This is a genomic window from Sulfurimonas sp. (genome assembly GCF_028713515.1).
Classification (GTDB): domain Bacteria; phylum Campylobacterota; class Campylobacteria; order Campylobacterales; family Sulfurimonadaceae; genus Sulfurimonas.
Genome location: NZ_JAQTOD010000002.1, coordinates 23,341 through 36,937, shown reverse-complemented (window position 1 = coordinate 36,937; position 13,597 = coordinate 23,341). Strand labels below are relative to the sequence as shown.

Sequence of the window (13,597 nt, the reverse complement as noted above, 5' to 3'; positions counted from 1 at the left end):
TTTTATTTTTTTCTATAAATTTCTGGATATTCGCCCTTAAACCTACGATGTATCCAAAACCAAAATTTTGGCTCTTCTTGTATAAGAGAAGATAGCCAATCTGCTTGAAGTTGGGTTGCTTTTAGTATATCTGCTTGCTCGTCTTCTGTTTTTTCCACCTCTATCTCATCAAAAAACATTAGAGTATAGTTCTCTTCATCGTCAGTCTTTATGGTTACGGGGATAATTGCAGCATTATATTTTCTGGCTAAGTAAGCAGGTGTTGAGGTTTGACGGACTATCTTCCCAAGAAATCTAACCTCTAGGCCCTCTCTTTTGTTTATTCCAGTATCTATCACAATTCCGCAAGCTTCACCTTTTTTGATGAGTTTAATAAGAGGTTTTACAACATTTGCTTTTTCTAGTGACTTGTTCCCAAATGAAGAGCGAGCATCTAACATCCACTCTTGGTACTCTTTGTTTTTCATCTCTTTAAAAACAGCAGTGAGAGGATTTACAAAAACTCCGGTTGCAACCGCGCCAAGTTCCCATGCACAGTAGTGAGGTGTAACATATATGATAGAGCGACCATTTAGCCTGTTAATTGCTTCTATATTCTTAACAGTTATCTTTTTTTCTAGCTCATCCAAGCTCATTTTTTTTATTTCCATGAGATGCAAAAAATTTAAAAGAAGATTTTTGAAGCTGTATTTGACAATTTCTTCTTTTGTTTTTTGACTCATCCTCTCGCCAAACACAAAATCTAAATTTATAAATCCTACATTTCTGTATCTTGAGGATAGCTTGTATGCAATATTTGCTAGTAAAACAAAGAAATTTTTTCTTATTTTTTTTGGAAGAAGCATTAAAAATTTTTCAAGCAGTAAAAATAGTTTGAATCCCATCTATGAATAGCTCCAGTATTTAAAGTCGATGTTGTACATCTTTGTAAAAAAAAGAGCATAAAACTCTTTCGGTTCTAGAAAAACTTGTTTTTCGTAGCTCTAGCTTGTGGCATTAGTTAAAAAAGAGATTATATCAAAGTATGTCGTTTTTATTATTTTGCCTTTGGTATAATGGCGCCAATATTCAAAAAAAGCCCAATATAGGCTTTTTGATGCCTATATAGTTTTCATAGCAAAAGATACCTATTGCTTTTGTATCTTAAAAAACAAGGAAAGAGACACAATGGTTCCATCAGACATACAAGATTTTTCCAAAAATCGCACGAAAGCAAGAGCCTATTTTTGTTATCTGTTTTCTAAAAATATACCAAACAAATTACCGACAATCACAGAAGATATGATTATTCCTCATCTTTTAACAATAAAAGGTGATTTAGAAAAATGTGATGGTGTATATCTTTTGGACTATAAAGGAGTTCAACTCTCTCCTACATTTGTCTCAAATAAGCAAATTGATGCAGATATTGGAAAGATTCGCGCTGACCGTGCCTACTATTATCGCGCAGTCAAAGAGGGAAGATGTACTATAACTGACCCATACCCGTCTCTTATAACTGGAGAGTTATGTGTTACTGCATCCCAACCAATATATTGTGAAAATGGAGATCTTAAATATATCGCATGTCTAGATATGCCGTTTGACGAGGTTTTGAAAATTTCTCATCAAAATAGTTTTGATACATTTTTCTCAAATCTTTTTAAATACGCTTATGCTATTTTTGCTTTTGCACTTATGGCTGTTGCACTACTTTTATTTTTAAATGGAGTGCAGAGCTTTTTTATTCAAGAAATTACTATTTCTCATTTTGAGGCTAAGAATGTATTTGAAGCTACGATTTTACTAACGCTCTCTTTAGCTATTTTTGATCTTGCAAAAACGCTTATTGAAGAGGAGATTATGGGACGAGAGAGAGAGCATAATGTTTCGGGACCACATAAGACTATGGTTAGGTTCTTGGGTTCTATCATTATAGCTCTCTCTATTGAGGCACTTATGCTGGTCTTTAAGTTCGCCCTAACAGATCCTGAAAAACTTGTGTATGCCATGTATATAATTGCTGGAGTTTCAACGCTTCTTGTGGGTCTTGCAGTATATATAAAATTTACAAAAACAAAGATTCAGTAGTGATAGCTATAGTTGACTATAATATGGGAAATTTAGCAAGTGTGCAAAACGCATTTGCTAAATTAGGTAAAAAAACAGTCATTGAGAGTGACCCAGAAAAATTTAAAAATTATGACAAGCTACTTCTTCCAGGTGTTGGAGCTTTTGGTGATGCAATGACACACCTAAGAGAACGAGATATGGTTGAATCTATAAGGGAATATGCAAAAAGTGGAAAATATATGCTTGGTATCTGTCTTGGCATGCAACTTCTTTTTGATAGCAGTGAAGAGTTCGGTTTCAGTGAAGGCTTAGGCCTCATAAAAGGTAGCGTCACGCATTTTGATATAACAAAATTTAGCACTCCACTTAAAGTACCTCATATGGGTTGGAACAGACTCTTCTCCGAAGAGCATCCACTTTTTAATGGATTAGATAAGGAGCATTATCTCTATTTTGTGCATAGTTATCATGTGAACTGTCTGAACGAAGCAGACATAATAGGTCGCACTAGGTATGGATATGAGTTTACATCGGCTGTTGCATCTGATAACATTCTTGGTCTTCAACCACATCCAGAAAAGAGTCATAAAAATGGGCTTAAGATATTAGAAAATTTTACTAATTTATAAGGAATACAATGACACTCTATCCAGCAATTGACTTAAAAGACGGAAAAGCAGTAAGACTTACAAAAGGCCTGATGGAGAGTGCAAAAATCTACTCTGATGAACCATGGGAGCTTGTTAAAAAATTTGAGGAGATGGGTGCTGAGTGGGTGCATCTTGTTGATTTAAATGGTGCTTTTGCAGGCGAGCCTAAAAACTTAGAGCAGATAGTAAAAATACGACAAAACTGCAGTGTAAAACTAGAGCTGGGCGGCGGCATAAGAGATGAAGCTACGATTAAAAAAATGTTTGAAATCGGTATAGACAGGGTAATACTTGGCTCTATTGCGGTTAAAAATCCACAATTTATTAAGGATATGGCATCAAAATATAGAGTTGCCGTAGGCATTGATGCGATAGATGGTTTTGTCGCAGTTGAGGGGTGGGGAGAAGTTAGTAGTATGAGGGCTACCGATTTAGCAAGAGAGTTTGCAAATGCTGGAGTTGATGCAATAATATGTACAGATGTTGGTAAAGATGGAACTCTTAGTGGAGTAAATGTAGAGTTTACGCTTGATATTGCTCGTGCTAGTGGTGTGAGTACAATTGCTAGTGGCGGAGTAAAAGATGAAAACGATATAGAAGCTTTGATTATGACAGGTGAAGTAGATGGAGTGATAATTGGAAAAGCATACTATGAAGGCACTATTGATTTACCTAAAATGTTCAAGTTGTTAGGCAAACCTTAATCGTAAAGTAAATAATATTTTGCTATTATTATCCACTTAATTTTAAATATATTATAGAAAAGGATTTCATTTGAAATTACTTGTTGTTGATGATAGCTCTACAATGCGTCGTATAATAAAAAATACTCTTCAAAGACTTGGACATCAAGATGTTTTGGAGGGTGGTGATGGAGTAGAAGGTTGGAGCGTTTTAAATGCTAATCCTGACATAGATATGTTGATTACTGACTGGAATATGCCAGAGATGAACGGCCTTGAACTTATAAAAAAAGTTCGTGCAGATTCTCGCTTTACAGATCTTCCAATAATTATGGTCACAACTGAGGGTGGAAAAGCTGAAGTTATTACTGCTCTAAAAGCAGGAGTAAATAACTATATAGTTAAGCCATTTACTCCGCAGGTTTTAAAAGAAAAACTTGCAGCCGTTCTTGGAATTAGTGAGTAATGCAAGAGTATTATTTCGAATTAGTTGTTAAAGTATCCTCTCATCATTCACTCTTCTCAGACTTTTTAATAGACACCTTGCCAATTGGTTTTGAAGAGAACGATGATGGTTTCATAATAAGAAGTGATGAAAATTTAGAGACAATTATTTGGGGTTTAGAGCAGTTTACCGAGGCATTACAAAAAGCGCTTAGTCAAAATATAGAGCTTGAGTGCGTTCAGACTAAACTAAAAAGTAGCGACTGGGTGGATGAGTATCAAAAGAGTATTCAGCCGATCCAAATCGATAAATTCTATATACATCCGACTTGGGATAAGCCGAGTGCAGACTTTATAAATATAATAATAGACCCAGCACTCGCTTTTGGGACAGGACATCATCCAACAACTGCGTCATGCCTAAGAGCAATATCAAAATATGTAAAAGATGGTGATAGAGTTTTAGATGTTGGCTGTGGAAGCGGAATACTAGGTGTTGGAGCTATGAAGCTTGGGGCAATTGTTGATGCTTGTGATACCGACATAGTCTCTGTCTCAAATAGTGAACAAAATGCAAAAATCAATGAAGTGAAATTTGAAAATATCTGGGAAGGCTCATGTAGCTTGGCAAAAAATAGTTATGATATTGTTGTTGCAAATATTGTGGCGGATGTATTAACATTTATAGCAAATGATCTAAAAAGTGTTTTAAAACAAGATGGAATACTAATACTCTCTGGAATTTTGGACAAGTATGAGGCAAAAGTTTTAAAATTTTATCAAGGTTTTAAGATTCAAGAAAAAATAGCTCAAGACGAATGGGTTACATTAATATTAAAGCAGGATAAATAGAGATTATGGACAATCAAAACAATGATAATAAAGATAACAATAATAATTTTTTTAATAAAAATCCACTAATTACATTTGCAATATTTTCAATAGTTGTTATTCTTCTTTTCAAATTAGTTGTTGGTGGAGATACGACGAATGAAGAGAGTGGGGCTACTGGCTTAAGCGCAAAAGCCAAGAAAGTAGACTACTCTGAGTTCAAATCTCTTGTGGCTTCTAAGAGCCTAAAAAAAGTAGAAATTGGGCAGAGTTACATCAAAGCATTCTCGACTGATGGCGCAGTTTTGTATACAACAAGAATAGTGCCAGGTGATACTAAGCTTGTAGAAGAGCTAGATAGACAAGGAGTAAGTTATACTGGGTTTAGCGAGAGCAACTGGTTTACAGAGATGTTTGGTTGGTTGTTTCCGTTTTTGCTAATTATCGGAATTTGGATGTTTTTTGCTGGCCGTATGCAAAAAAGCATGGGTGGCGGTATTTTAGGAATGGGTAATTCCAAAAAAATGATTAACTCAGAAAAACCAAAAACTAAGTTTGATGATGTTGCCGGCGTAGAAGAGGCAAAAGAGGAAGTTCAAGAGATAGTTGACTTCCTTAAATTCCCTGCTCGTTATGTGGAGATCGGTGCAAAAATTCCAAAAGGTGTTCTTTTGGTAGGTTCTCCTGGAACTGGTAAGACGCTTTTAGCTAAAGCTGTCGCTGGCGAAGCAAATGTCCCATTTTTCTCGGTTACTGGTTCTAGCTTTATCGAAATGTTTGTTGGTGTTGGAGCGGCGAGAGTTCGCGACTTATTTGAGCAGGCAAAAAAAGATGCTCCTAGTATAATCTTTATAGATGAGATTGATGCAATTGGTAAAAGTCGTGCTGCTGGTGGGATCATGGGCGGAAATGATGAGAGAGAGCAAACACTAAATCAACTTTTGGCGGAGATGGATGGTTTTGGAACCGACACCCCTATCATAATTTTAGCAGCTACAAACAGACCTGAAATTCTAGATCAAGCTCTTCTTAGACCTGGTCGTTTTGATAGACAAGTTTTGGTTGATAAGCCTGACTTTGAAGGAAGAGTAAAAATACTTAAGGTTCATGTTAAGGGCGTTAAGATGGATGATGATGTTGAGCTTGAAGAAGTTGCGAGATTAACGGCAGGTTTAGCTGGTGCTGATTTGGCAAATATTGTAAACGAAGCGGCACTTTTGGCTGGTAGAAAAAGTCAAAAAAGCGTTAAACAGCAAGATCTGTACGAATCTGTCGAGAGGGCAATCGCAGGACTTTCTAAAAAAACTCGCAGAATCAATCCAAAAGAGAAAAAAATAGTAGCATACCATGAGAGCGGACACGCACTTTTGGCGGAGACTACAGATGGAGCCAAGAAAGTTTCAAAAGTATCTATTGTTCCACGAGGACTTGCTGCTCTTGGATATACTCTAAATACTCCAGAAGAGAACAAATACATGATGCAACAACATGAGTTGTGGGCAGAAGTTGATGTTCTTCTCGGTGGTCGTGCGGCAGAACAAGTGTTCATTGGTGAAATCTCAACGGGTGCTGGAAATGATCTTGAGAGAGCAACTAGCATCATAAAATCGATGGTGCAAACTTATGGTATGAGTGATGTTGCTGGGCTTATGGTGCTAGAGAAGAGCCGACAGTCATTCTTGGGCGGTGGCGGTCAAGCAACAAGAGAGTTCAGTGAAAAAATGGCTGAAAATATGGATGAGTTCATTAAAACTTCACTTGACAAGAGATATGTTGCTGTTGTTGAGAGACTTGAGATTTATAGGGATGCAGTCGAAGAGATAGTTAAACTTCTTTATATAAAAGAGAATATTACAGGGGTCGAAGTTAGAGATATAATTATTAACTTTGAAAAAAGCAGTGGACTTGAATCAAAAGTAAAAAAAGTTACTGACGATATAGAAGAAGAACTTCGCGAAGATGCAGAGATGTCACATCTCTCAGATAAAAAATAAAAGATATTAAAGAGATACAAGATATGAATAAAAATCTACTCCCAATTGCTAAAGAGGGTTGGAACTATATAGCTGGTGCTGTTTTATTGTTCTTTGTTTTTAAGCTATTTGACTTCACATATCTTAGCTTTATTCTGTTTATTGTAGTTGTGTTTTTTGTTTATATTTTTAGAAATCCAGAGAGAGAACAACTGCTCTATCAAGAAGATAGCGTTGCATCTCCGGTTGATGGTTTGGTTGTCTCAATCGATGAGCTGCTTGATGATAAGTATATGTACAAAGTTGAAATAGACGGCTCTTATAGAAAAGTCTCTCTGCTGAGAGTCCCATTTATGGCATTATTAAAATCTGTTAAAGTAAGTCATGGCGCAAGATTATCCTCAAAAAATGAGCTGCATAAGAGTTTAAATGAGAGTGTTGAGTTGGTTTTTGTTGACAGAAAAGAGAATAGTCTTAAAGTTCTACATAGACTAAAAGAGAGTTTTGTCGACATAGAGATAAAAAATGTAGAGTCTCAAACACTACTTCAAGGCTCAAGATATGGGTTTATGTTAAATGGAACAACCACACTTTATCTGCCTAGAAACTTTAGATTAAACATAAATATAGGTGATGAGCTAATAGCTTCAAACTCTCTTATAGGCTTCTTCACCTCAGAGCCAACGCTAAAAGAGGTGCCTTTACTTAGTGCCCCAGAAGAAGCTTTATAGCTGTAATTTTTAATTGTTTGTTATATTGGTTTTGCTAAAGAGTAATTTTTCAGTGTCTATGTCAAAGCTAAAAAATTCTGAGCTAAAGCCAATCTTGCTTATTTTGTTTAGTTGAGCAACTGCTCCTTTATTATTTTTAGATTCAATATAGAGTAGCCCAAGCGCATATTTACTCTCATACATATTTGCATCTTTTAGTTTAGATAACTCTAGTAGTGCTATTGCGTTTTCATGATGATTTGCTGCCGTTGAAGCAACCGCGCCTAAAAATAGAGTGTGCGCGTCTTTTACATTAAGATCATCTATTAAACTATTATACAGGGTGTACGACTCCTCAAAAGCACCATCATAAAGTGATGCTAAAGCAAGAGCGCTGATGATTTCATGGCTATTTTTAGTTGTTGACTCTAGGGCTTTTTTTAACTGTTCTCTTAGGAAATATAATTTTCCTGTTATTAAGTTTTGTTGCACAAAGAGATAGCGGGTTATAAAAGGGCCATAATAGAGATCATCAAATGTAAATTTTTTTGTTTTCAGATAGTTCATTACCTCACTCGCATATTTTTTAGTCGGAAGTTTTTCAAAATTTGCATCAATGTAGATGAGATGTGAGAGTATCTCGTTTGGTAAAAGTGCAGTTAATCTTTGGGATGATTTTTTAGCAACATCTAGGTCATTTAATTTAATAGCAATGATTGTTTTTATGGCGAGGTTTAGCGGCGTTTCTTTGTATTTGTTATATTTCCAGTCTGATGTTGCAAGAAAATCATTTTGACTGATTGCAAGAACTGTTTTTGCTAGGTCAATCTCTTCTTTTGTGCCTTCATGCTCCAATGATTCTAGAATAATTGAGAGCAGTTTCTTGTTTTCCTTGTTGATTAATTGAGAGCACATAATTGCATAAATTCCAGACATATAATTTTTTGCATCAAGATTATACGAACGCAGAAATTGTTCATGTGCGTTAACTATATCTCCCATTTGAGCATAGGTAAGAGCTAGATTGTATCGTAAAACAGAGTGTTTTGGCTGGATTTTTACAAGGGTTTGCAGCATTGTGTTTGATTCTCTAATGTCAAAAGAGAGAGCTTTTTTTATAGCCTGAGTGATTCCTATGTTTACATTCGAGAGCTGTGTTCCTTTTTTTAGATAGTGTTGAGCGGACTCAGTATCATCCACAAATATATTTGCGTTCCCCTTTCGTATATAGTCTATCGTTTGATTTGCGTTAAAAACTTTATATGGAGAGTAATAAAATATCTTCTGGTACTCAATAGTTTTACTTGTGTTTAAAATTTCTCTGTATCTTGCTTGAGCTTTTGCTGCATCAAAAAGAGACTCTTTTAACTTGACTTTTATTGGATATGGCTTATAGACTTCATCTCCAAATTTATCAGTGGCGCCATCTATTTCCGCAGCTGCTTCTGAGATTTGTCCAGCTTTTAGATATACAAAAGCTAGAGCCAACTTAGATTTTAACGGCTCTATATTGTTCTGCATTGAAGATTGTAGGTTCTTTTTGGCTTCTGCCACATTTCCAACTCTTGCGTATAGCAATCCAAGATTAAAACTGTCGCCAAATTCCTGACTTTGTTCAATATATTCAATTGCTGTTGCGTTGTTGTTTAGTAGAGCGTTAATATTTGTATTTAGACTGTTTTGGGTTTTTATATACTCTTTTGTTGTCGGATTTTTTAGAGCACTTAATGCCTCATAGTAGTTGCCTTTATAGTAGTTTATAAGGGCGTAATAGTAAGAGTACAGTGGTGATCCGCTCTCTTGTGGTAGATAGGCATAAGCTAGGTCAATATAGTATTTAAAGCTATCACTGTTTTTTAGATATAAAGCACAGACAGCGGCATTTATAGCACTAACGCAACTTTTTTCATTATTTTGTATTGCTATCTTGAATGAGCTTAGCGCTGTTTCATACTGAGCGTCTTTGAGTTGTGCTACGCCTAGGTTGTAAGCGGATACAGCTTCGCTAAAATGTGCAATTTTTTCATAGATAGAAAGAGCATCACTCTTTGAGCCAGTTGAGTAGAGATAATCAGCTTTTGCAATCATATTTTCTAATTTACTTGGCTCAATTACCTCTTCAACCTCTTGATTTTGTGTTTCATAATTTTTCTGTGTATGAGTTACCTCATTTTTTTTATGGTTTTTTTGTACTAAAAGATATGTTAAAAGCCCAACTACAACCAAAGCAAATAGGACTAAAGCCGCTATAATAATTATTTTTTTATCTACTGTTTTTTTTGTTTTAGGTGCCGGTACATCAGAAGGAATCTCGCTGCTTGAAGCATTTGAATTCTCTATAATAATTATTTCTTCTTCTGTTTTTTCTGACATTTTCCACCCTATTTTTAATTTTAGAAGCAAAAAAAGTGCCATAAATAAGTGATTGTATTTTTGTTTAATGATAGTATAATTTTTACTTAATAATGAGGTATATATGAACATAAAAAAAATCATAGGCAGAAAAGAGTTTATTTCAATCGTGGATTTAAATTTACACAATATTAAAGCAAAAATTGATACAGGGGCCGACTCAAACTCTCTGCATTGTGATGAAATTTCAGTTGATAATGATAATTTTGTCTATTTTAAAATATTGGATGAAAAAAATAAATTTATTACCCAAGAGGTGATAAAGATGCCGCTATATAAGATGAAAAAGATTAGAAGCTCTAATGGAGAGGTTCAATATAGACCATCAATCAAAATAGCAGTAGAGTTTGGTGGAAAGAGATATAAAACTGTAATATCATTAGGCAATCGTTCGGATATGAAGTACCAAATGCTGATAGGTAAAAAGTTTTTAAGTGGTAGATTTTTAGTTGATGTAGAGCAAGAGTATATAGTAGACGATAACAAAAAAGAGGAAATATGAGAGTTTATATATTGTCTAGAAACAAAGGACTCTACTCAACTATGCGATTGGTTGAAGAGGCGGAGAATAAAGGGTGGGAAGTTAAGGTTGTTGATTACTTGAGATGCTCAATAGAGATTGTAAAAGGGGAGCTAAAAGTTAATTATCAAGGTAAAGAGTTACCTATACCAGATGCAATTATTCCAAGAATCGGTGCTAGTAAGACTTTTTATGGTACGGCAATGGTTCGACACTTTGAGATGATGGATGTTTTTAGTACCTCTGGAAATCTAGCAATTGCAAGAAGCAGAGATAAGCTTAGAAGTTTGCAGATACTCTCTAAGCATGGCATAGATATGCCAAGAACAGTGTTTGCATCAAACAAATCTAGTTCAAAAGATGTTATAGAGTTAAGTGGTGGAACTCCTCTTGTTTTAAAAATCTTAGAGGGAACTCAAGGTGTTGGAGTTGTTTTGGTTGATACGGAAAAAGCTGCCAAATCAGTTCTTGATGCGTTTTATGGAATGGATGTAAATCTTCTTGTTCAGGAGTATATAGAAGAGGCAGCAGGAGCAGATATTAGAGTCTTTATTGTTGGTGGTAAAATCATTGGTGCTATGAAAAGACAAGGAGTTGAGGGCGACTTTAGGTCTAACTTGCATCAAGGGGGTCGTGCAGTGGCTCACACTCTTACAAAAAAAGAGAGAGCAACTGCCCTTGCTGCCGCAAAAGCTATGGGACTTGGTATTTGTGGTGTAGATATGATTCCTTCAGCAAGAGGTTCTCTTGTGATGGAAGTAAACTCATCTCCAGGGTTGGAGGGGATTGAAAAATCTACAAAAATCAATATAGCTAAGAAAATTATGGACTATATTGAAAAGAATGTAACTCCAAAATCTAGTGAATCGGATAAGAAAAGAAAGATAAAGAGGGATAGTATTGGGGCTTAGAGGCAAAACATAACTAAGCAGAAGCAAAATCGCCTCTTATTTGGTGTTGTCGTACTGGTAGATGGCACCATTTTCATACTCTCTTATTAAAGTTTCAAAGCACTCCGCTATCTCTTTTATGGTCTCTATATTTGGCTCGATATAGATTTTATTTTTACTTTTTGTCATTGTGATGATTTTGGCATCTCTCATATCTTTAAGATGTCGTGAAATTGTAGGAAGTGCAAAATCAAACTGCTCAGCAATGCTTGTCACACAAGTAGCCTGCGCGATAATGTCATCTTTTGGCTTGGAGTTATCAATAGAGCAGGCATACCCACCGCTAAATATATTTTTAAATATTTTAAATCTTGTCTCGTTGCCTAATGCTTTAAATATTTTTATCTTATCGTTCATATCTAACATTTATAGCCTTTTGTATTTTGTAAAATAATAACCAATATTACGCACTTTTGTAAAAAAGAGTGTAAAACACCTTGTAATTCTCGAAAACTCGTTTTTCGTAGCTTTAGGGGGCTGGAAGGGACTGTAGTCTCTCCCACTAAAACGGACTTGTTCGCTTTAGTGCGTAACATCAAATAATAACTAAAACAGACCTATTTAGCAAATTAGTAAATTAACTTTGTATTAAGAAGACAGTCTATATACTTTCTAAAAGCAATTTAGCAAATTAGCTAAATACAAAGGAAATGTATGAGGAGTTTAATACTGATAGTTGCGCTGTTGTTTACAACAATGTTGATGGCTGAGTCTATGAGTAAAATGGATTTAATAAAAAAAGCACAACAAGAGGTTGGTGAAATTTCACCAAAAAAACTTAAATCTCTACTTGATGAAGAGGAAGATGTTGTTATTCTTGATGTAAGGGAGAGTGAACAAAGAGCAGAAGGAAGTATCCCTTCAAATGAGTTAAATAAAGAGCGGTTTATCTCAATCACTCGTGGAAATTTAGAGTGGAAGGTTAATGAGCTCATCCAAGACAAGAGTGTGATTATTGTCACATATTGTCGTGAAGGTGGTCGTGGAGCACTTGCTGCACAAGTGTTAAGAGAGATGGGTTATAAAAATGCAACTACTTTAAAAGGTGGACTTAAAGGGTGGGCAGAAGCTGGTTACTCTATTGGAACAGGTCTAGGTATGACAACATTAGAGAGGAAAAGTAGATGACAACAATAATCTTAAACCATCAGCCTTATGATGGAACGGATGTTACATGGAATGCGTTGCGTTTAGCTAAAACACTTTACAAAAGTGGCGAAAGTGTAAATATATTTTTAATGAATGATGCTGTTGATTTAGCTCGTAATAAAACAACTAAACCAGAGGGTTATGATTATGATTTAGTTGAAATGCTAAAAAAAATGTATGTTAATGGTATAAATCTTCAGGCATGTGGCACTTGTAACGCACGCTGTGGACTTTTTAAAAATGAACCATATTTTGATGAAAAAGTATCTTCATCTATGCAAATCTTAGCCGATTGGGTAATAGTTAGCGATAAAGTACTCACTTTTTAAAAGAAAAAATATCTATGATAAATAAAAATATAATAACAGTTATTGCTGCAACGATTGCAGCTTCTTTATGTTGTATGACACCAGTTTTAGCAGTACTGGCAGGTTCTAGCTCTTTAGTCTCATCTTTTTCGTGGTTAGCACCATATCATAACTATTTAGTAGGATTTACAATAGCAGTGCTGATTTATGCTTGGTATGACAAGCTAAGACCAAGCAAAGAGATAGGGTGTAATTGTGATGAAATTGGTTTCTTTTCAAGTAAAATATTTTTAGCTATGGTAACTATTTTCACGACAGCTATGCTTAGTTTTCCTTTATGGGGAGATAGGTTTTTTACTTCAGCGGCAAGTGCGCAAAGTTGTTCAGCTGGAGCATGTAGCTCAACAACAACAGACTCGCAAGAAGATAAGAGGCAAAATGAAGAAGCAGATATTGGCTCTTTACCTATATTAAAATATATACAAAAAGAAACCACAGACCCTACACCATACAGACAAGTTGCATGTAGCGGCACAGGTTATAAAACTTTAGATGCTTTAATGGCAAAAAAACAAGCTCAAGTTGAGCAGATATCACCACCGGTACTTTTAAAAATGTTGGATAATGGCGATGATGTTACACTTGTTGATATAAGAGAACCAAGTCATAAAGATGGCTATAGGATTGATGCGATGGAGAGTTACTCAATAACATATGGAAAATTATACTTTAGTGCTTTTAAGGAGTTGCAAGATAAAAATGCAGTTATTGTTGTTTATGGAAAATTTGGATTAGTAAGTCTTTTTGCTGCTTCAACACTTAAAGAGTTTGGTTATAAGCATGTGTATAGCTTAAAAGGTGGATTTGATGCTTGGAAATTAGCTGGTTATCCATGTGAAAAGATAAAAGAGTAAT

General features: G+C 35.3%; 15 protein-coding genes. 12 read left to right on the top strand and 3 right to left on the bottom strand.

What is annotated here, in order from left to right; genetic code table 11:
* Positions 1-2: 2 nt before the first annotated feature.
* The gene (locus PHV22_RS04325) at positions 3-884 is read right to left on the bottom strand and encodes a lipid A biosynthesis lauroyl acyltransferase (RefSeq protein ID WP_295022252.1); all 882 of its coding nucleotides are present in this window, start codon (positions 882-884) and stop codon (positions 3-5) included.
* A 283-nt stretch (positions 885-1,167) separates the two neighbouring features.
* Between PHV22_RS04325 and PHV22_RS04320 the strand changes: the two genes are divergently transcribed.
* From PHV22_RS04320 to PHV22_RS04290, 7 genes are all read left to right on the top strand, one after another.
* On the top strand, positions 1,168-2,070 hold the full coding sequence (locus PHV22_RS04320; protein WP_299945989.1) for a PDC sensor domain-containing protein: 903 nt from the start codon (positions 1,168-1,170) through the stop codon (positions 2,068-2,070).
* Positions 2,070-2,681 (top strand): imidazole glycerol phosphate synthase subunit HisH, encoded by a 612-nt coding sequence (gene hisH / locus PHV22_RS04315; protein WP_295022256.1) that lies wholly within the window; start codon positions 2,070-2,072, stop codon positions 2,679-2,681. Before PHV22_RS04320 ends, hisH begins: the two co-directional genes overlap by 1 nt.
* Positions 2,682-2,689: 8 nt before the next feature.
* Positions 2,690-3,406, top strand: a complete 717-nt coding sequence (gene hisA, locus PHV22_RS04310; protein WP_295022258.1) for a 1-(5-phosphoribosyl)-5-[(5-phosphoribosylamino)methylideneamino]imidazole-4-carboxamide isomerase — start codon at positions 2,690-2,692, stop codon at positions 3,404-3,406.
* A 70-nt stretch (positions 3,407-3,476) separates the two neighbouring features.
* Complete coding sequence (locus tag PHV22_RS04305) at positions 3,477-3,851, top strand: response regulator (protein ID WP_299945984.1); 375 nt, start codon at positions 3,477-3,479, stop codon at positions 3,849-3,851.
* Complete coding sequence (locus tag PHV22_RS04300; RefSeq protein WP_295022262.1) at positions 3,851-4,681, top strand: 50S ribosomal protein L11 methyltransferase; 831 nt, start codon at positions 3,851-3,853, stop codon at positions 4,679-4,681. The genes PHV22_RS04305 and PHV22_RS04300 overlap by 1 nt, the downstream gene beginning before the upstream one ends.
* 5 nt (positions 4,682-4,686) lie before the next feature.
* The gene (gene ftsH, locus PHV22_RS04295; protein WP_295022264.1) at positions 4,687-6,654 is read left to right on the top strand and encodes an ATP-dependent zinc metalloprotease FtsH; all 1,968 of its coding nucleotides are present in this window, start codon (positions 4,687-4,689) and stop codon (positions 6,652-6,654) included.
* A gap of 23 nt (positions 6,655-6,677) precedes the next feature.
* Positions 6,678-7,364, top strand: coding sequence for a phosphatidylserine decarboxylase (locus tag PHV22_RS04290; RefSeq protein ID WP_295022266.1), 687 nt, complete (start codon positions 6,678-6,680; stop codon positions 7,362-7,364).
* A 9-nt stretch (positions 7,365-7,373) separates the two neighbouring features.
* On the opposite strand, the gene PHV22_RS04285 is transcribed toward PHV22_RS04290, so the two are convergent.
* Positions 7,374-9,716 (bottom strand): hypothetical protein, encoded by a 2,343-nt coding sequence (locus PHV22_RS04285; protein WP_295022267.1) that lies wholly within the window; start codon positions 9,714-9,716, stop codon positions 7,374-7,376.
* A 103-nt stretch (positions 9,717-9,819) separates the two neighbouring features.
* Here PHV22_RS04285 and PHV22_RS04280 point away from each other — a divergent pair, with 103 nt between their 5' ends.
* Together PHV22_RS04280 and rimK are read left to right on the top strand one after the other, a co-directional pair.
* Positions 9,820-10,257, top strand: coding sequence for a RimK/LysX family protein (locus PHV22_RS04280; protein WP_295022269.1), 438 nt, complete (start codon positions 9,820-9,822; stop codon positions 10,255-10,257).
* Positions 10,254-11,186 carry a 30S ribosomal protein S6--L-glutamate ligase gene (gene rimK / locus PHV22_RS04275; protein ID WP_295022271.1) on the top strand — a complete coding sequence of 311 codons (933 nt, stop codon included), beginning with the start codon at positions 10,254-10,256 and terminating at the stop codon, positions 11,184-11,186. Before PHV22_RS04280 ends, rimK begins: the two co-directional genes overlap by 4 nt.
* 36 nt (positions 11,187-11,222) lie before the next feature.
* Here the strand turns inward: rimK and PHV22_RS04270 are convergent, their stop codons facing one another.
* The gene (locus PHV22_RS04270; RefSeq protein WP_295022273.1) at positions 11,223-11,591 is read right to left on the bottom strand and encodes an ArsR family transcriptional regulator; all 369 of its coding nucleotides are present in this window, start codon (positions 11,589-11,591) and stop codon (positions 11,223-11,225) included.
* A gap of 288 nt (positions 11,592-11,879) precedes the next feature.
* Here PHV22_RS04270 and PHV22_RS04265 point away from each other — a divergent pair, with 288 nt between their 5' ends.
* The 3 genes from PHV22_RS04265 to PHV22_RS04255 are packed head-to-tail and all read left to right on the top strand — an operon-like array spanning position 11,880 to position 13,596.
* Positions 11,880-12,353: a rhodanese-like domain-containing protein gene (locus tag PHV22_RS04265; protein WP_295022274.1), complete on the top strand. Its 474-nt coding sequence runs from the start codon at positions 11,880-11,882 to the stop codon at positions 12,351-12,353.
* Positions 12,350-12,703: a DsrE/DsrF/TusD sulfur relay family protein gene (locus PHV22_RS04260; RefSeq protein ID WP_295022275.1), complete on the top strand. Its 354-nt coding sequence runs from the start codon at positions 12,350-12,352 to the stop codon at positions 12,701-12,703. The genes PHV22_RS04265 and PHV22_RS04260 overlap by 4 nt, the downstream gene beginning before the upstream one ends.
* A 14-nt stretch (positions 12,704-12,717) precedes the next feature.
* Complete coding sequence (locus tag PHV22_RS04255; RefSeq protein WP_295022277.1) at positions 12,718-13,596, top strand: rhodanese-like domain-containing protein; 879 nt, start codon at positions 12,718-12,720, stop codon at positions 13,594-13,596.
* The last annotated feature ends 1 nt before the right edge of the window (position 13,597 follow it).